The following is a 20,059-nucleotide window of genomic DNA, read 5'->3' on the forward strand; positions in this document are numbered from 1 at the left end:
ACTAGTTTAAGGAAATGGGCAAACCAAAGTAGAACTCCAAAATTTTCAATCTAAAGATATAATCGTATTTGGTGCGGATCACTTCGGCCTCCGCATTGTCCACCCGGGCCTGTGCCTGACTGAAATCAAAGGCATTCATTAACCCAACATTATAGCGTTCTTTGGCATATTCATAGGCCAATCTGCGTGCTTCCAAGGTTTTCAGGGCGGCCTCATAGGCCTTTTCAAAAGTACCCACATCCACATAAGCTTGTTGCACGGTAGTCTCCAAATCCAACTTGTCCTGTTCCAATTGCAACTTGGCCTTTTGTAAACTGATTTCTGAGCGCTTTACGCTGTTCTTGGTTCTCCACCCATTAAAAATGGGGACACTCAACTGCGCTCCGTAAGAGATACCATCGAATATCCACAACTGATCGGTGAAGTTCGGGGTATATACCCCTCCATTTCCATCAGGAATTTGGGTTACATCCGAATACCTTGATCCATATTGAAAAAATGCGGTTAAACTAGGATAGTAGGCTCCCTTGGCTATTTTTAAATCCTCTTCTGCCAAATCCACAGAGGATTCCGAGAACTTGATATCGCTTCTAAAGCTTACCGCCTTGTCAAAAATCACCTTGGGAGAATTGCTAAGGATATCGGAAGGAGGCACGTCGAACTCTTCCTCGGCGATATCAAAATTTTCATAATCGGTGATTTGAAGCAATTGCGCAAGATTTACCCTAGAGATGAGTACCATGCTCTCCCCGTTCACAATCTGCTGTTCCTGACTTGCCGCCGTGGCCTCAATTTCCAAAAGATCACCTTTGGGCACCACTCCAGATTCCACAAGTTCCTTGGTACGTTTCAAATCTTGCTCGGTTACCGCATATTGGGCCTTAAAGGTTTTTAATTGCTCTTTGTTGGACAGTACCTGTAAATAGGCATTGGCCACATTCAGCCGAATATCATCCTTAAGATTATCCAACCGGTATTGATTGGCGATGGCGTTAAGCTTGGCCCTATTGAGCTGCCGCATATTGCGCAATCCATCAAATAAGGTAATATTGGAGCTTATACCGGCATTCACGTTGAACGCCGTGCTATTGGTAGGCAAGTTATTGGTAGGGTTAATGGAAAACCCGGTATTGCTGGATACGGATGTTGACCCATTTAAATCAGGCAGCATATTTCCCAAGGCATCCGACTTGTCTATTTTGGCATTCTCAAGATCCAATTCAAATTGTTCAACGGTCAGATTGTGTTCCATGGCATATTGCACACACTCCAACAAGGTCCATTTACGAACCTGTGCCTGGGAGAGGGACATGGCAAAAAGGAGCACTATGGCTGTTATGATATTTCTCATTCTTTTTTTGATTTTGTTCTTGGAAAAGGTGACTTTTTTATTCTGCATCACTTTTCTTTTCGAGCTTGTTCCAGATCTTGACCTTGGCATTTTCCTCAAGCCCCGAAACCACTTCCACATCGATGCCGTCACTGACACCCAATTCCAAATCCTTACGCTCAAACTCATTCTCACCCACTTCGATCTCTACGTAAGGTTTTTCGGTTTCCTTATCAAACTGCAGCAAAGCTTCCTTGATGGCCAATACATCCTTTTTCTCCTCCAAGACAATGGAAGCATTGGCACTATACCCGGCTCTCACATAAGTGGTGCTATCGGTAAGGGCCAAATCGCCTTCAATCTTAAACTGTACGGCCCCTTCTTCCTCTACTCCCTTTGGAGCAATGAACTTCAATTTTGCCGAAAATTTTTCCGTTTCAAGGGCACCCAAGCTGATATCCAAGGGCATTCCCACGTGTAATTTCCCAACTTCAGCCTCATCCACCTCGCCTTCAAAGATCATTTTGGACATATCCGCAATCGTGGCAATGGTGGTCCCGTCATTAAAATTGTTACTCTGGATCACCTGATCACCTTCCTTCACCGGTATCTCCAAAATGGTTCCGGATACTGTGGCCCTAATATTGGTGTTGGCACTGGCAGACCCTCCGGACGACCCTTTTTTGATGATTTGGTAATCGGCACGGGCATTTTGCAATTCCTGCGTGGCTTGGTCAAAGGTCAACTTTAGGTTGTTGAAATCCTGACTGGAAATCACGCCTTTATCAAACAACACTTTGTTCCTATCATACTCGATCTTGGCATTGTTCAATGACAGCTCTGCAGTACGGACCCTTCCTGCCGCTTGGTTCAAGGATTGTTCATTGGGAACCACTTTGATTACCGCAATAAGATCCCCAGCATTGACCTTGACCCCTTCTTCCAAAATAATCTTATCTATGATTCCTGATATTTGGGGTTTAATGTTGATTTCATCCTCTGGAATGACCTTTCCGGTAACAATCACCTTGTTGACAATATCCTTCCGCTCCACGGTCTCGGTTTTGTAGAGCTCGGCCGGTGTACTGTTTTGTTTGAGAAAGTATACGGTAGCGGCCAAAATACCTATGACCACAACCCCAATCAATCCGTACTTTACATATTTGTTCATTATGACTAATTTGATTCGTTATTATTTGTATTGATTATTCTTCCCTTAATGCTTCTATGGGTCTTACCTTGACCGCCCTGTTTGCCGGCAACAGTCCAATGAGTACACTCAAGCCCACCATTAAGACAAACGATATGACAAACTGCGGTATGCTGATCATGGGATTGGCAAAGGGAAAATCGTCCCCACTGCCCCACATGGAATTCATGATGGCCAATATCCCAACGGAAATGGCAAATCCAACCAGTCCGGCAAAAGCTGTCAACACAATGGCCTCCACCACAATTTGACGTTTTACTATTTTAGGTGTGGCCCCCAAGGCCCTTCGTACTCCAATCTCCTTGGTACGCTCCTTCACCGTAATCAGCAGGATATTACTGATGGCAATGACACCGGCCAACAGCGTAAAAATCCCAACAAAAAAGGAGAAGCCTTGGAGCACCATGGTAAAACTGGTGATGTTGTTGAATATCTCGGACATATCAAAACTACCTATGGCCCGATCATCATCTGGATGGATGTCGTACTTATGCTTGAGAATATCCTTGATCTGTTTTTCTACCAATGGCACCGGAGTCTTTGGGTCTACGGCTATGGCCATCCACCCCATACGGTCTCCAGAGTTAAATGCTTTTTGAAAGGTGGTAAAGGGAATGAACACGGCATTCTCCCCATCGATATTGATGTTGTTGTTGGGCTTGTATATCCCGACCACCGAAAAGTACACCCCGTTGATACGGATATCCTGTCCAATGGCTTTTTCTCCCTTATCAAACAATAGCTTGTAGGTTTCCTCTCCAATGACACAAACCTTTTTGGAGTGTTCAATATCGGTTTGGTTCAGGAACCTACCTTCCACCAATTTCTTTTTGGTGATTTCGTCAATCTCTGGGTAATCCCCATAAACCGCTGAACCACTGGTTTGTCCGTTTCTATATACCGTGACCACACTCCTATGGCTACCCAATTCGATACGTGGGGCCAACACTTCAATTTCTGGAATCTGTTTTTTTAAGATATCGGCATCTTCTATCTTGTACCGGATCCTTCTACCTCTTTCAAATCCTTTATAGGGTTCTGATGTGGATTGCCCCCAAACAAAGAGGCTATTGGAAGCGGTTCCTGCAAATATCTTGTTGAATCCATTGCTCATCCCATTGGCAGAACCCAATAACAGCACCAAAATGACCATGGCAAAGATGACCCCCAACATGGTGAGGAAGGTCCTGAACATATTCTTGCCCAGCGTATGAAAAATCTCTATCCACAAGTCTCTATCAAATAACCACATACCTATTTATCACTTAGTGCTACAATGGGTTTAACATTGGCGGCTTTCATGGCCGGTATAAGACCCGCCAAAACACCCGCAACAATTAAAATAATGGTCGCCGTAATGACCGTGGATGCATTTACCGAGGGATTGCTAAAAGCCGGGGTCTGAAACATGGGGCCAACCGCAGCCAATATCACCCAAGCAAATACCAATCCGATAAATCCAGATAATGTGGTAATGAAAATAGACTCCAAAAGCACCAAGTTTATAATCTGTCTAGGTCTTGCCCCCAGTGCTTTCCGTACTCCTATTTCCTTGGTGCGCTCCTTAATCGTAAACACCATGATATTTCCTATCCCCACAATACCCGCAACCAGAATAAGGAAGCCAACCCCAATACCAATACCTCTTAAAACAGCCGTAAAACTGCTGATGTTATCAAAGGCTTCCGCATAGTTCCAAACATACAATCCTGCTTGGTCCTCAGGGTCTATTTTGTGTCTTCTTTTCATGACATCCTCCAGTTTTCCGGAAAATTCCAACGCCTTGGCCAAATCATAGGTGGGATTGTAGGTAAGCGCTATCACATTGATATTGTTGGTGTTCCCGTAAATACGTTGATATGTGCTCACCGGGGCATAGATTCCGCGTTCGGCGTTGTCGTCCCCATCATCTGTAAACACCCCTATAACCCGAAAGGACAGATTATTGAGTTCCACAAATTTTCCAAGGGGGTCTTCTTTCTTAAAAAGATCTTCAGCCACTTTTCGTCCGATCACCACCACCTTGGCTTTGTTTATGAGGTCGGCTTCGTTGAAATATCTTCCGGACATGATCAGGGTCTTTTCAATAGCCTGATGGTCCGGATGGGTGGCTTGCACGTTGTAAGAACCGGTTTCACTTTTATATCGAGCCGTGACATTGGCATAATACCTAGCGCTTAGGTATTCAATATCATCGGCAAAACTTTGCTTGACATACTCCAGATCTTCATTTTTTAATTGGATACGTCTCCCTGCCTCGAACCCGCCATAAGCTTTTGAGGTAGTCCCGGGGCGAATAAAAATGGTATTGGTGGCATCGTCATTGAACTGACCCAAAAACCCGTTTTGCATGCCATTTACGGAAGCCAAGAGCATTACCAAGATAAAGATGGCCCATCCTACCGAAAAACCCGTCAAAAATGTCCTGAGCTTATTGGTCTTTATGGTATTGAATATTTCTTGCCAGACGTCTCGATCAAACATATTGTGCCGCTCTTACCTGTTCTATCTTTTTGTCCTCCACGATCACCCCATCTTTAAGGTGTACAATACGTTTGCACATATGTGCGATATCTTCTTCGTGGGTAACCACCAAAATGGTATTCCCCTCGTCATTGATCTGTTGGATCAAGTCCATGACCTCATAGGAAGTTTTACTGTCCAAAGCCCCGGTAGGCTCATCTGCCAACAATACTTTGGGTTCGGCCGCCATGGCGCGGGCAATGGCCACCCGCTGCTTTTGACCACCGGACAATTCGCTGGGCAAATGGTGGGCCCAAGGTTTGAGCCCCACTTTCTCCAAGTATTGCATCGCCTTTTCCTGACGCTCTTTCCTGGGAACTTTTTGGTAGTATAGTGGCAGTGCCACGTTTTCCAAGGCACTTTTGTAATTGATGAGATTGAAAGATTGGAAAATAAATCCCAAAAACTTGTTTCTATACTGGGCCGCTTTGGTCTCGCTCAGGTTCTTGATCGGGACCCCATCCAAAGTATATTCCCCAGAATCGGCACCATCCAACATCCCTAATATGTTCAAGAGTGTGGATTTTCCAGATCCTGAAGACCCCATAATGGCCACCAGTTCGCCTTCTTCCACTTTAAAATTGATTCCTTTTAAAACATGTAGGGAATTGCTCCCCATTTTATAGGACTTGTGAAGATCCTTGATTTCAATCATAATTGGTGATGTTAGCTATCCAATATCAACTTCTGTATGTAAGACATACAAATTGCTGAATTGTTACAAGAATGATTGAAATTTTTTGTTAAATAATTGATAACAAGGATTTCCATCTCCCGAAAACTCAGGTATCGATATTGGCAATAGGAAAAATTTGGGGTAAATCAGATTTTTTACCCTCGCATTTTACGGTAGACAAAATAGCCAAGACCTGCCACCAACACATATGGGATGGCCATAAGGTACACAATTCCATTATTGATTCCCTCTGCGGTCTTACCATCAGCTTCGCTTTCCACTACCGCACGGCACATGGCACATTGGGCCTCCGCAACATTGGGCAAAATCAACAAAACAAGTAACAATAGTAGAAGCTTGATCCTCATTCTCGGTATATTCAATATTAATAGTAGGGGGAAATCATGATGTATACAACAACCCCGGTCACTGCCACATACAGCCAAATGGGAAATGTATATTTGGCCCACAGTCTATGGCTTTGAAAGTCGTTTAAATATACCTTGGAATAGGTGATCAGAACCAAAGGAATCACCGATATGGAAAGTACAATATGGGTCAACAGAATAAAGTAATAGATGTATTTTATGCTGCCCTCACCACCATAAATCGTGGTTTCCGATGTCATATGGTATGCCACATACATCACCAAGAACAGTGCGGACAATGCAATACAAGTCGTCATCAATTTTTGGTGAATCCCTCTTTTACCATTTTTAATGGCCACTACCGCAATCACCAATAGAACAGCGGTTATTCCATTTATCGTGGCGTAAATGGGCGGTAAAAAAGATAGAGGCTCTGCATTGGGTATCTTGTAACCGAACAACAAGGCCACTACCAAAGGTATGGCCACTGATATCACCGTAATCCATTTATTGAACCGTTTTTCCCTTAAAGAAACTTCGTCGATCATTCTGCCAATAATTTTTTAATGTCCTCTTTTAATATGGTAATCTGCTGGGGTTCCCCCTCCGCATTGACCCCTTGTTCCTCGGTCACGGTTCCCCTGTAATAGATCAGAGGGTTTCCATGCTCATCTTGGCGAGAACGAATATACCCATTTTTGTCGACCAATGCGAACATTCCAGAGTGCTCAAAACCACCCGGGGCATCCTCCACTTCATTGGCCACAATATAGAACCCTTCTTGGGCCAAATTGTAAATTTCATCCCTATCGCCGGTCAACAAATGCCAATCCTTGTCCACGATATTATACTTCTTCGCATAGTTATTTAGCACGGATGGCGTATCGTACCTTGGGTTGATTGTAAAAGAAGCCACTCCAAAACCCTCATCATTTTGAAAGGTGTTTTGCAATGACACCAAATTTTTGGTCATCACCGGGCATATGGTAGGACAAGTGGTAAAGAAAAATTCGACCACGTAGACCTTACCCAAATAGTCCTTATCCGTGACCAGCACACTATCTTGATTCAAAAAGGAAAAAGCGGGTACTTTTCGTTTCTTCCCATTATTCAATATAAAACCTACCTGTTTTTGCTGGAATCCCATGTTCATCCGGTCTTTCTCCACCACGGTTCCCTCCTTAAGCCTCTTTGTGATCTCATATACCGCAAAAATCCCAAAAACCAGAATAACCGCGGACACCCAGACGTAGGTGTATTTCTTTTTACTATTTGCTCCTGTTGGCATCGTTGTTCTTTAACGCTAATCTATATTCGGCCAAGATAATCTTGACATCATCTTCCATCTTGTTGTTGAGCTCCGCCACTGAGGTGGTGTTAAAGCCGTATTTTACCCCATCATCCTCATCATCTTTCCTTCCCCTGAGGTTGCGGTCTTTATCAACGATAAAAACATAGGGAGTGGATAGGTCATCATCCAAATTCACATCGGTCTTCAGTTGGGCAAAAAACGTTTTGATCTCATCCCCATCCCCAAAGGCAAAGTGCCATTTGTCGGCATTGGAAAGTTCCCCTAGTTCCTTTTTAAGAAGTTCGGCATCTTCTTGATGTCCATCTTCCACCACCATGACCATCTGAAAGTCATTGAAATCCCCGAACCGTTTGTAGATTTTCTGATTGAGGTTAAAGGCATTTCCCTTTTTCTGCTGAATGTTGCTCCCCATGAAACCCAGAATGGTAATCTTTCCATCCAGGCTCAATGCATGGTCCAATTGGGAAATATCAGGGATATTCTCCGTTAAAACCGGAAGTTTTCCGAAGTTGTTCACCCCAGATGCAAAAAATAGATACGCCACCAAAGGGAGTACAAACAAAACCACTAAAACAAACGTCTTTTTCATAGGGAACAAAACCTTACAAAAATAAAAAAGACGGTTGAAAAACCGTCTTTTAATCTTGTTAATACTTTCCTTTAGAAATTCCAGGCCAAGAAACCATCCTTATAAACATTATAGATGTAATCTGCCTCAAAAAGGAGAATGAAGATCAAATAACAGACCAAAAATATTGGGGTCCATACAATGGATCTTCTCAAGGCTTTCTTTTCATCACGCAAGTGCATAAAATCCCATGCAATGTAATACGCCTTTACCAAGGTCAGGATAATGAATATCCAGTTGAGCAACTTCATGCCCAAAAAGAAGTTATGGGTCAATACTCTTGGCTTGGTGATACCCAAGGCAACTTCCACTGCCGTTACTAGGGAAAGGAAGATAAGAACGCCCCAAATCTTTTGGACGTTGGATTTGAACTTCAATGTTCCTCTAAATATCTCAAGTTTATGATCGTGTGCCATGCTATTTTATACTATATGCTTATGATTCCCGATGTATCCGGAATCGAAATCCAATTTTAAACCAAATAAAAGAATGTAAATACGAATACCCACACCAAATCTACAAAGTGCCAGTACAATCCAACCTTCTCCACCATTTCATAATGGCCTCTACGCTCGTAAGTTCCCAGGATGACATTAAAGAAGATGATTACGTTGATGACCACACCTGAAAATACGTGGAATCCGTGGAACCCTGTTATAAAGAAGAAGAAATCGGCAAAAAGCCTGCTTCCATATTCATTATGGATAAGATTGGCTCCTTCCACTACCAAAACGGCATCTTTTAATTTTGCCAAGGATTCCTCCCGATTCAATACGGTCTTATGTCCTTCTTCGGTAATGGTCTCCGTACGGATAAGGATATTCGGGGTAGCCTTAAAGCCTTCCACCACTTCATTCAAGGAGAATGAGGTTTGTGAACCCTCTTTTTCAAACCAAATACCTTTGCTGCTTTCATGCTTTACCCTTTCCTCGGGCAAGGTCTTGGAGAAATCGGCCAATGAAGCCCGTTGTCCGGTCTCCGCATTGACAAACTGCAATATTCTACCTCCCTTGGTTTCCAATGCTCCATGGTCTCCCTTGATAAAGGTTGCCCATTCCCAAGCCTGTGAACCAACGAAGATGGCCCCACCTATAATGGTAAGGAACATATAAAGAATCACTTTTTTCTGCATCATTTTGTGCCCCGCATCCACGGCAAGTACCATGGTCACAGAGGACATGATCAAAATAAAGGTCATAAAGGCCACGTAGTACATGGGATAGTTTCCGTGGAAAAAGGGAACGTGGGTAAACACCTCATCGGCAATGGGCCAAGTTTCAATGAACTTGAACCTAGAAAAGCCATAAGACACCAAGAACCCGGAAAAGGTCAAGGCATCAGAGACAATAAAAAACCACATCATCATTTTTCCGTAGCTAGCACCCAAGGGACGATTTCCGCCTCCCCAAACACTTTCTTCCGTACCGGTAGTCACCGTTGCATCCATAAAAAAAGTCGGTTTATTAAAACTTTCACAAATTTACACCTTTTGGTGTATTCAAAAAGATAAAGTTGAATGAAAACTGCTCCATTCAGAATTTATTTCACGAAATACATAAATAGTATTAAATACACCCATAGAAAATCCAAGAAATGCCAGAAGGTGGCACCCAATTCCAGACCCAACATATTTTCGGGACTGTATTTACCTCGCAATTGCTGCACCAACACCACCAACAAGGAGATAAGACCTGCCACAACATGCACAATATGCACTGCCGCGATCAAAAACACATAGGACATTTTAATGCTGCTCGTAGGGCCGGTAAAATAATACCCGTGCTCCAGCATTTGAGAAAATCCCATGAACTGCAATACGATAAATGAAATGCCAAAGAACAAGGTCACGAACAACAAAATAGTTCCCAACTTCTGATTGTTCTTTTCAACTGCTTTCTGGGCTATGAAATAGGTGATACTACTTAAAATTATAATGGCCGTGCTGACAAAAAATGCCTGCGGGAGTTCCAGATCACTGATCCAATCGTCCCTTTTGCTACTGACAATATAGGCACTGGTCCAACCAGCAAATCCCATGATCAAACTTACTATTCCGAACCAGAGCATCATTTTCTTTGCCCTCCGGTTTTTCTCCACTGCTGTTCCTTGGGTTAAATCCATCCTTTTCTAAATAAATTTATCTGCAACATATACGATTTGAATCAACGATATATAGGTGACACTGGCCAACATCAGTTTTCTTGCTGTTGCATTGTCGCGTTTTTCATACAATCTCAAGGCAAAAAAGAGCATGACCAATCCAAATACAAATACCAATACGGCTCCAGTTACAGAAAGCGTCAACCTTCCCGTAAACCCAAAAACAGGCACAATGGAAATGACCATCATCCAGATTGTATACAGTATTATTTGCAGGGCTGTCCCCTTATCCTTTTTCCCAGTGGGCAACATTTTAAATCCTGCCTTTTTATAATCTTCATCCAACATCCAACCCAAGGCCCAAAAATGGGGAAACTGCCAAAAAAATTGTATCATGAACAACGTTCCCGGCTCAATGCCAAAATCATCTGTGGCCGCCACCCATCCCAACATAAAGGGAATGGCTCCCGGAAAGGCCCCAACAAAAACAGACAAAGGGGTCTTGGTCTTCAATGGGGTATAAACACTGGTGTACAAAAAAATTGAAATGGCCCCGAACATGGCCGTTTTTGGACTTAACGCAAATAAGGCCAAAACGCCCAGAACCGTTAATGTAATGGCAACGGCCAAAGCGGTTTTAACCGACATCCGACCCGAAGGAATTGGACGATTTTTAGTTCGGTTCATCAACGCATCCAAATCCTTTTCTATAATTTGATTGTAGGCATTGGAGGCCCCAACCATACAGTATCCACCAAAAGTGAGCAACAATAGGGAAACCAAGCTTAGCTCATAGGCCCCTAAAAAATATCCCGCAATGGAAGAAAAAACCACACTGACCGCCAGCTTGGCCTTGGTAATCTCCTTGAAATCAGAAAGAATTACGGACAGCGATGTGTTTTTTACGGAACCTACAGCAGACTTCATCCACAAATTTATTGGCTGGCAAAGATAGTGCTGAGAGGCTTCTTTTCCAACCTATTGATGGTCTTTATACTGTTTTGGAAATGTTAATACATCACATAAAAGCCACCCTACTATATTTTTGAAACAAAAAAAAGCCCTGAGGTTTTACCATCAGGGCTTTTTCCACCCCTGCCTCAGCAGGGATATATATGCTTTTTACTGCAATTTGAACGTAATTGGAATACTAAAAGGAACTTTTACCGCTCTACCTCTTTGTTTTCCGGGGGTCATTTTAGGCAATTTCTCAATGATTCTCAATGCCTCAGCCTCCAAGTTTTTGTCCGGTCCACGCATTCTGATGTTACCGATACTTCCATCTTTTTGGATTACGAAAATAACGTTAACCCTACCTTGAACTCCCATTTCTTGGGCAATTTCTGGGTAACGGAAGTTCTTACGGATGTGAGCCTGCATTTTTTCCTGGAAACAAGCTTTTTTATCGCTGGCGCTTTCACAACCTGGGAAAACGGGAACATCTTCAATCACGGCAAATGGAACCGAAATATCTTCTTCAACCTCTTCAACCTCAACTTCTTCAATTTCTACAACTTCTTCTTCCTGACTGGTTTCAGTGGACTCGATAACGGTCTCTTCCACTTCTTCCTCATCTTCAACAACTTCAATTACCTCTGGCGCAGCAGGTGGCGGTGGTGGTGGGGGAGTCTTGATTTGCTCGGTCATTGGCACTTCTTCGTCCAACTGATCTTCAACATTCATTGAAATGTCGTAATCATTGACCTTGTCATATTTTTTCCACTCCATGGCTCCATAAACCAACCCCAAAACAGCGGCCAACCCTACCACAAAATAGAGTGAGCTGTTTCTTCCTACGTCCGCTTTTGGATTCTTTTTTAGTTCCATCTCTTTGATTTTAGTGTTTGCTAATTTAATTATTAATTGGTTAAATAAACAATTAAAATTTCCATTTTAACGGCCTTTCCTTAGAAAAAGACCACCTAACTAGGCTTATTCCTACAAATGCTCCAAAAGTATTGGCCAAAACATCGCCAAATTCGGCCATACGATCGGTAGTCAAGGTATATTGTAATACCTCAATACCTATGCCATAGGCCACGGCTACAAGAAAAATAAGCCTACTTGCCTTGACCAACTCCATTTGTCCCTTTGTTCTTTCTCTTACAAAAAGACACCCCAGCATTCCAAAAACAAGATAAAAGATAAAATGGGTAATCTTGTCGGCATAGGGAATGTTCCATCCCCCTTCATCCAAATCCATTTCTGAAAAAGAAAATAAGCTGAGTGCCGTTATGAACAGCACCCAGCCTATAAATAATAAGGTATATCCGTATTTTCTATGCACCTATCAATGCCTTGTAATCATCAGCACCCATTAGACCATCAACCTCAGAGGCATCGCTCATTTTAATTTTGATCATCCAGCCTTCCCCGTAAGGATCGGTATTGACCTTTTCTGGCTCATCTTCCAAGGCTTCATTGAACTCAATGATCTCACCACTTAGGGGCAAGAACAGATCGGATACCGTCTTTACGGCTTCAACAGAACCAAAAACCTCTTCTTTATCCAAGGTTTCATCCAGTGTCTCCACCTCTACATATACAATATCCCCCAACTCACTTTGGGCAAAATCCGTGATTCCAACCGTGGCGATATCGCCATCTATTTTGACCCATTCATGGTCCTTGGTGTACTTTAGTTCAGAAGGTATGTCCATTTGCGTTTACGTTTGAATTAGTCGATGGACAAATGTAACGGATTGTGGATAGGTTTTCAAAAAATCCACCAAACAAAATTCAACAATCCCCAATCCTTCCAAAACCTAGTTTCCGAAGTTGTAGCGCAAGGTAAACCCGGTATTGATCGTTGTCTGGGGAAAAGCTGTTGACACGGCAAACTTTGAGAAGGAATGATCGTAAAAGAAAAGAGCATTGAAATTCTTGCTCAAAGCGTAATCGGCAGTAAACTTAATGGACATTAAATTTTGGCCCGATGTGATTTGGTTATTATCAATATCCAAATTTCTGATGATGGTAATATTATCCCTTAGGGTAAGATCGAATTTTAAATTAAGGTCGCCCTTGAGTCGGGTTTTTTCCCCGCCAATGTTGGTCACCATTTTTACATCCTTGAACCGGTAGCCCAATCCAAGGGTATATTCCTTTCCATTGATCTCGGTCATCAAGTTATTGTCAAAACTCAAGGAAAGGGTCCTGTCCGTTCTCACCTCGGCCAAAAAGCTAAAGGAATTCTGCATTTCAAAATCCATACGCATCAGGGGGTTGAACTGGTCCGTCAACACCACATTATTGATAATATTCTCGGGAAGCGCATCATCATTCTCCACATTTATGGCAGGCAGGCCATCCTTGATCAATTGCTCCCGCGCCAAATTGGTCTGGAAGGAGTTGATACTATAGGCCGCACGGTATCCATGGCTCAAAGAGAAACGTTTGAACTTCTTCCTAAACCAACGGTTTTTCATCAATCCGGTATACTTGAGGTTCCAGTTGGGGATTGGTATCTGGCGGAATGCATCCAAATTTACCCGGTTCACATCCTGTCCGGTATAGGCCGCAAAGAAAGCCGGCAACAATACTTCTTGCTGGGTCTTCCCGTAACGTTCCGGGAATCCATCATCATCCAAAGTACCTGGGTTTTCACCACGGTCGGAAACCAATCTATTGGCAACGGTAATCCTATTCTGTTTGAACTGTTCAAAAGTTTCCGAATCAAACTCATCACTCTTGTTGAATATGGTACCGATCATTATGGTGGAAATACTGAAATTTCCATAATTGTTGCCCAACAAGGTCTCATATTCAAACTGTCCTCCGCCAAGGTCGTTCACCTTAAAGGTTTCCTGATAGCTATTGGATATCTGCCTATCGGCCGTAATGTCTATGGTCAAGTCTTGGGTGGGCTGAGCCGTTGCAGTAATGTTCAATTGTTTGGTGGAGTTCTGCATAAACTGGGTATTGAACTCCGGAAAGGTGGTCAACCAACCTTTTCGGGCGGCCTCGTATCGCACATCGGCCTGACTACCGAACACAAATCCTATGGAAGGTCTTGCTGTACCGATAAATCCAATACTTTGGGTATATCCCGGCAGCATTTTCCCCCTGTTCTCGGTATAATTTATATTGACACGCTTCACCATGGTCACAATATCCACCAAGGTATTGAAGCCTTTTCCGGTCTTCTTGGGCGCATTGTTTTCAGAATCAGTGGCAGGATTACCCGCTTTGTCCCTTCGTACAGGCGCTTGGGCGGCAGTTACCTTACCACTCCGCTTCTTCAACCCCAAAAAGTCGTAGAAACGTTGCATGGTCAGGTTACCCGTTATATTATGGGTACTGGCATTCTGCACCGTATTAATGTCCTGACCGGCCACTTCATTGAGCGCATCGCCTCCCCTTTGCCAATCAAAATTACTGGTGTAGGTGTATTGGGCATTGATAAAATCAAGGAACGGGAACTTGCTAAAAGGCAATTCGTAGTTCAACTGCATCTGCTGGGCATGACGATTGGGCTCCCCAATGTCGAAAAAGCCGTCCCACAGATCCAAGGCCTGGTTGATACCGGAATCCGTGTCGTCATCCACATTGAAGTAATTCCGTACAATATTATTATTGGAGGCCGTCAAATTCAGACGTAGGGACTTGGAGATACTATAGTTGAGGGCATATTGCCAATTGAACAGATAGTTGCGCTGTTGCAACAAGGGCAATTGCAAGGCATCCACCCCTGGCTCCAGTACATCCCTGAACCGTTGCTGGTTGAAAGCCCTGTTGATATTGGCATTCACGGACATGCTGGTAGGCAGTACATTCAAGTTCAAATCCTTGAGCCATTTCCAATACCTTCCGGTAAGCAAAGAATCCTTTTTGGCGAATGGTGCCACAGGGGCTGGCTTAAAATTGTGATTGTATACAAAGCCCGTGTTCACATTCTGATCCTTTAGATCGGCAATCTCAAAATCCCGATGGCTGGTTTCGTTATACGAATAATTAAAGGTGAAGTTTTCTATATCAAAAAAGTTCTCTTTGGCTTCTTCTCCCCTATTTTTTCTTACCCCGATCAGGTTGAAACTGGTACGCTTGGTATAATCCTCGGCCTGCTCTTGGATGGTTTCGGCATCTTCCTGCGTAGCTGCCGCCGCGATACGGTCGTCCAATTTTAAATCGTCATAAACAGGATCAAACTCCGGTGTGATCAAGGTCTCCGAAACCCCATAATTGAACGGCACTTGCAGGTTCCACTTTTTGGGCAACAATTGTCCCGCATTCACATTGGTGACCATATCATAGGAAACCGCATCTTCCCTGGAGCGTTCATTGGGCATTTGGTCTATGGAACCAAAACCTGAAGTACTCTTGCTCCCGGTAACGGACACGTTGGCAAAATCGGCCATATTGGCGTCCATGGCCACAATAGCGGCCCAACCACCCTTATTGTCCAAGCCCACAAGGCGCAATTCGTTGAACCATACCTCTCCCCTTGCCGGAAGGTCGTCAATGTTCTTTATCCCTACCATCATCCCACGGATACTTCCCAAGGAAGGGTTACCGCGAATTCCAATTCGTACCGTTCCCAACGTACGGGGGGCAAACTCATCCACAGGAATGGCTTCGCCATCCACAATCTCATAATAGTTGGTTTCGTTCAGGGTCTGTTCCGCTATCCCTTTGGATTTTACCTTGTTCAAATCATTCAAGGCAATATCTATCTGGTTGACATCGGGCCAAATCTCCTCTGCCGATGTCACATTGAAAGGGGTAAACTGTAATGGAAGTTCCACCTGATAGTAGTTCTCGGAGAAATCCGTTCCAATCCGAAGAAATCCCACCAATGGGGTATCACTATCTGAATAGTCCCCATTCATTATCTTTTCGGCGTGCATGAACATTTTAATACGTTCATACTGGCGTACATCCACATTCACATTCTTGAACACCCCACGGGAATCTTCAGACTCCAAATTTTCCACCACAAAGGACAGGGACTGTTCATTCTGACGGATAATGGTGTTGTTATTGTTCAGCTGTTCCCGCACCACCCCTGGAGGCAATACATAAGGAATAGGCTGACGACCAAAGTTTTCTTCAATATTGACCGTGTTCACGTCGGTTACCGTTCCATCATCGGAAGGGTCGTTGTCCACTCCTTCTGCCTGCAACGATCTTGTATAGGTACGCCAATCGCCACGGACCAAATCCAAAGTGGCAAAACGCATGACCACATCATCGGAGAAACCGGTAAGGTACATCCGCATAAAGCTAATAGACCTAAAATCTGTAATCCCTCCAACTGCATCGGTAAAATCACTCAATGGAATCTTATACTGTATCCATCTTCGATTCAATTGGGTTCCATTGGGCAGCGTCGGGGTCTGTCCTTCACGGATATCCGTAACATACTGGTCGTTGATGGTGGTATTGGGCTTGATCTGGATACGGTACTCATAGTAACTGTTTACCGTGTTCATGGTCAAATCGCGATCAATGTCCTCCACATCGGGCAAAGTAGTAGACCCCCTATTGGTATTGGTCACAGCCACCGGCGAGTTACCTTGCGTATTGTTGAAATCAAGATAACGCTCCAAAATATTCCCCTCACGGTTCAAATAGTATTGGTAGTTGTCCAAAGCAGGGTCTTCTGCTGGACCATTATATATGGCCTGCTCCTCGGCATCGCTCAAACCATCCAATCCAACATCCTGTGAGGTACGGTTGGCTTCATCGGCATCAAAAGCATACACCAAGGATTGTGTAGAGGGCACTTGTCCCCACATGGTGGGTCTGGGTACCTCATTATTGGTGCTTGCCGGCAATCCATTTTCATATTGCTTACGGCCATCACGCAAAATATCTTCTGAAATATTCCCCAAGTTCAACACAAGCTCTCCTGCGTTGGAGTTGTCGGTCTGTCCATCCACATAGGGATCTAATACCCAAAATTGGACAAATTCCACATTGGATTGCTCAAAATTGGTGCTGCTCAACGGACGCATGATACCGGCCCATTTGTCCTGCGGTCCTTCGGTCTCAAAACTTGGGTTGGCATTGTACGGCCCTTTTTGATTGGGGTAGTAAACAATGTCCAAGGTGCTCTGCACTTGGGTCTGGCCTTGGGCAATGTCGGTTTCGGTAAAAACCTCATCAATGAATACCCTTCGGGTTGAGTTCAAGGAAATATCATTGTCCGATAAACCGGATGGTCTTTGATTGGTATAAAAGATAGGGTCGATGGTATACCAAGCCATCTTGGCACGCTCGTAGCCCACATCAATATCGGTCCTGTCCTGAACAAACTCAACCGGCGGACTCGCCAGGGTCCATCCCAAAGAGGAACGAATGTCGATCAAGGCCTGTGCTCCTTCAAAATCATCCAAATAGGTTGTGGTCTCTCCCTGAAAATCTGCATTCTTGGGTGAATTGGGCTTTAAAAAGGCTACTTCGCCACGCAAGGACAGGTTGGAAGGTACATCGGTATCTATGTTGGGCAACTTATTGGCCAAACGGGTCAAAAATGGAATCTCGGTGCTGAAATTTCCATTCAAGCCAAAGATGGTATTGTTCACAGGCTCTACCCCGTAGTTGGATTTTTGAGTTAGGGGTCTTTCATTCAGGTTGAGAAGAGTTCCTCCCAAAACAAACTTTTCATTGAACTGGTGTTCCACATTCACCCCTGCAAATCGACGGGTCTGCTGTCCAAAAACCGCATTGTTTTCCACCGAAATGTTAATGGGGGTATTGGAAGCGGCCAAACTGGGATCTAAAATCTGCACCGTTCCGGCTTGGTAGTTCACCGTATAATCTATTCCTTCCTGAAGTTGTCTGCCCCCTGCCGTTACCCGGACCGAACCTCTGGGTACGTTGAACGCCCCAATTGGAATACCATTATTCCCTTGCGACTTGTAACGCCCCTTGATCTGAAAACGGTTCTTTTCCGCATCCTGCAAGGATGCCGCCTTGGTTTTGGCATACATGTTACGGAACACGTATCGTCTCTGGTTGGCATTATAACCTTGATCATTTTCTATATCATAGGTTCCACCCCCCAGCTCCTCAAAAAGGTATTCCCCAAAAGGCTCCACCTTGGTAAAGATGATACGTCCAGACTGTGGATCTACGGTAATGCCCGGTACGTAGTCAAAGAATCCATCCCCTCCGGGCTGAATGTCATTGTACACATTCAAGCGGTCCAGGTTGAACACATTGATCAATATACGGTCTTCCAAACCATTGGGCCATCCCGCATTGGGGTCCACCGGGGTGATATAGTTTCTGGGAGTGGGATCGGAATAAAGGATATTGAGTTTAAAATCTTCCTCATCCAATTGAAAAGCACCCGTAGCATAGATATTCTTCATCATCAAATCCCAAATGGGATCCTCTACATTGGTAATATTACTCTTCAATAATTTCAGGATCAAGGTATTGTTCTCGACAATAGGATTCACCCCTCCGGAAACAGTTGTGGCATCCACCCCACCATTGGCAAACTCCCCTACTTGGTATACTTGGCCGTTGATGGTGTATTGAAATGCAACCCCCAATACCTCATCATTGCTTAAACGCTGATTCAAGGAAATGTATCCCAATTGTGAGTTGAACTGGTAATCCCTACCTTGCTCCAATTTTCGGGCATTTTCCAAGATGGCATAGTCAAATCCCTGGTTCACTTGATATCCGGGAACATTGAAACCTGCTTCCACCGTGGCAATATCGCGAATAGACTGGGTCAAGGCGCCTGTCCCAATTTGCGCTGGGTCAAAGGCATTGGCTGCATTCTGTGGGTATCCCGTGACTATGGCCGATGGATTAAAAAACCCTGCCGGATCTCCATTGTTGATGCCGATTCGGGTCTTGTCTTCCAATGCTTCCCCCAAATCCTGAAGGGCCACCACATTCCTCACATTGAGGGTCTGCTGGTTACGGTTGGTCACCCAAACCTCCAATCGGGTAATCTGTACTTGGCTCCTAATAAAAGGATAGTCTTGAAGGGCACGATCGTAATTGTCCCTAAAATATTGAGCGAGGAAAAAGTGCTTGTCCTCATCATAATCCAAAGCGGTAAGCGAGAATTCATTCAGTGTTCCCCCTCCTTGCGCCACAACGGTATTGTTCTGTGATCGCTGTTCCGAAAAAACAGCGGTCACCGTGGTTTTTCCAAATTGCAATTGGGTCTTGACCCCAAAAAGGCTCTGTGCCCCGGTGATCAAGGAACTGTTCAAGGGCATGTTCACATTACCAATTTCAATCTTCCGAAGGATATCGTCCTCAGTTGGGGTATATTCCAACTTCACCAAGTTTTGAAAATCAAAAACAGCTTCCGTATCGTAATTGGCGGTCACTTGGAGACGTTCCCCAACTTTTCCCAACAAGCTCAAACTGATCCGTTGGTCAAAATCAAATGAAAGATTGGTACGGTTACGGGGCGAAAGGGCCGGATTGTCATTCTTTTGCCAGAGCACCCCAAGATCCATGGCCACTGAACCTTGCGGAATAACTTCGATGGTATTCCCCCCAAAGATGGACTCGAAGAAGTTGCTGTTCACATAAAAATTGGGCAATAAATTTTTTCGGGCCTCCTCACTTCCTTCCTTTTTCCCAGTGAAGGCGTCAATCTTTTGCTTGAAATAGGACCGCATTTGTTCCTTCCTTACCAATTCATAATACTGGTCGGGAGTGAGGATAACGGGATAATTGATATTGAAATCCCCTATACTTTCGGTGTAGATATAACGGTCGGTCTGGGGGTCGTAGGTGTATTTGGCAATAATGCTATCGGGGTTCTCCAAGATAAGCCTCCCTAGCTCTACCCCGGTCTGTACAGAATCCTGAACCTGTTCATTGGTTTCCTCCTGACCCATCATGGACGTGACGGCCAAAAAACAGATGAATACGAAAATGTACTTAAAACTGGCTGGTTTAAGTATTGGTTTTGCCCCTCTTTTCAAACTA

At 44.1% G+C, this 20,059-nt stretch carries 17 protein-coding genes; all 17 read right to left on the bottom strand.

The genetic code is table 11. The annotated features are described in order from the left end of the window. Position 1: 1 nt before the first annotated feature. On the bottom strand, positions 2-1,351 hold the full coding sequence (locus DN53_RS14640; protein WP_129655411.1) for a TolC family protein: 1,350 nt from the start codon (positions 1,349-1,351) through the stop codon (positions 2-4). Between the two features lie 37 nt (positions 1,352-1,388). After that, the gene (locus DN53_RS14645; RefSeq protein WP_129655413.1) at positions 1,389-2,501 is read right to left on the bottom strand and encodes an efflux RND transporter periplasmic adaptor subunit; all 1,113 of its coding nucleotides are present in this window, start codon (positions 2,499-2,501) and stop codon (positions 1,389-1,391) included. Between the two features lie 34 nt (positions 2,502-2,535). Next, positions 2,536-3,735 (bottom strand): ABC transporter permease, encoded by a 1,200-nt coding sequence (locus DN53_RS14650; protein ID WP_242502160.1) that lies wholly within the window; start codon positions 3,733-3,735, stop codon positions 2,536-2,538. 59 nt (positions 3,736-3,794) lie between these two features. Further along, positions 3,795-5,024, bottom strand: a complete 1,230-nt coding sequence (locus tag DN53_RS14655; protein ID WP_129655417.1) for an ABC transporter permease — start codon at positions 5,022-5,024, stop codon at positions 3,795-3,797. Then, positions 5,017-5,718: an ABC transporter ATP-binding protein gene (locus DN53_RS14660; protein WP_129655419.1), complete on the bottom strand. Its 702-nt coding sequence runs from the start codon at positions 5,716-5,718 to the stop codon at positions 5,017-5,019. The genes DN53_RS14655 and DN53_RS14660 overlap by 8 nt, the downstream gene beginning before the upstream one ends. A 176-nt stretch (positions 5,719-5,894) precedes the next feature. Next, positions 5,895-6,107, bottom strand: a complete 213-nt coding sequence (locus tag DN53_RS14665) for a hypothetical protein (protein ID WP_129655421.1) — start codon at positions 6,105-6,107, stop codon at positions 5,895-5,897. A 17-nt stretch (positions 6,108-6,124) separates the two neighbouring features. After that, complete coding sequence (locus tag DN53_RS14670) at positions 6,125-6,655, bottom strand: DUF420 domain-containing protein (RefSeq protein ID WP_129655423.1); 531 nt, start codon at positions 6,653-6,655, stop codon at positions 6,125-6,127. Further along, on the bottom strand, positions 6,652-7,395 hold the full coding sequence (locus DN53_RS14675) for an SCO family protein (RefSeq protein ID WP_129655425.1): 744 nt from the start codon (positions 7,393-7,395) through the stop codon (positions 6,652-6,654). Before DN53_RS14675 ends, DN53_RS14670 begins: the two co-directional genes overlap by 4 nt. Next, on the bottom strand, positions 7,376-8,008 hold the full coding sequence (locus DN53_RS14680; RefSeq protein WP_129655427.1) for a hypothetical protein: 633 nt from the start codon (positions 8,006-8,008) through the stop codon (positions 7,376-7,378). The genes DN53_RS14675 and DN53_RS14680 overlap by 20 nt, the downstream gene beginning before the upstream one ends. 71 nt (positions 8,009-8,079) lie before the next feature. Beyond that, complete coding sequence (locus DN53_RS14685) at positions 8,080-8,463, bottom strand: cytochrome C oxidase subunit IV family protein (RefSeq protein WP_129655429.1); 384 nt, start codon at positions 8,461-8,463, stop codon at positions 8,080-8,082. Positions 8,464-8,519: 56 nt separating this feature from the next. After that, positions 8,520-9,494, bottom strand: a complete 975-nt coding sequence (locus tag DN53_RS14690) for a cytochrome c oxidase subunit 3 (RefSeq protein ID WP_129655431.1) — start codon at positions 9,492-9,494, stop codon at positions 8,520-8,522. Positions 9,495-9,586: 92 nt separating this feature from the next. Further along, entirely contained in the window at positions 9,587-10,168 is a 582-nt protein-coding gene (locus DN53_RS14695) for a cytochrome c oxidase subunit 3 (RefSeq protein WP_129655433.1), read from the bottom strand. Positions 10,169-10,174: 6 nt separating this feature from the next. Further along, complete coding sequence (cyoE, locus tag DN53_RS14700; protein ID WP_129655435.1) at positions 10,175-11,074, bottom strand: heme o synthase; 900 nt, start codon at positions 11,072-11,074, stop codon at positions 10,175-10,177. Between the two features lie 195 nt (positions 11,075-11,269). Further along, entirely contained in the window at positions 11,270-11,974 is a 705-nt protein-coding gene (locus DN53_RS14705; protein WP_129655437.1) for an energy transducer TonB, read from the bottom strand. Positions 11,975-12,026: 52 nt separating this feature from the next. Next, positions 12,027-12,434 carry a VanZ family protein gene (locus DN53_RS14710; RefSeq protein ID WP_129655438.1) on the bottom strand — a complete coding sequence of 136 codons (408 nt, stop codon included), beginning with the start codon at positions 12,432-12,434 and terminating at the stop codon, positions 12,027-12,029. Next, on the bottom strand, positions 12,427-12,807 hold the full coding sequence (gene gcvH, locus DN53_RS14715; RefSeq protein WP_129655440.1) for a glycine cleavage system protein GcvH: 381 nt from the start codon (positions 12,805-12,807) through the stop codon (positions 12,427-12,429). Before gcvH ends, DN53_RS14710 begins: the two co-directional genes overlap by 8 nt. Positions 12,808-12,912: 105 nt before the next feature. Further along, positions 12,913-20,055 (bottom strand): T9SS outer membrane translocon Sov/SprA, encoded by a 7,143-nt coding sequence (gene sov, locus DN53_RS14720; RefSeq protein ID WP_129655442.1) that lies wholly within the window; start codon positions 20,053-20,055, stop codon positions 12,913-12,915. Positions 20,056-20,059 lie beyond the last annotated feature (4 nt).

It is taken from the genome of Flagellimonas olearia, from assembly GCF_004150225.1.
Classification (GTDB): Bacteria; Bacteroidota; Bacteroidia; order Flavobacteriales; family Flavobacteriaceae; genus Flagellimonas; species Flagellimonas olearia.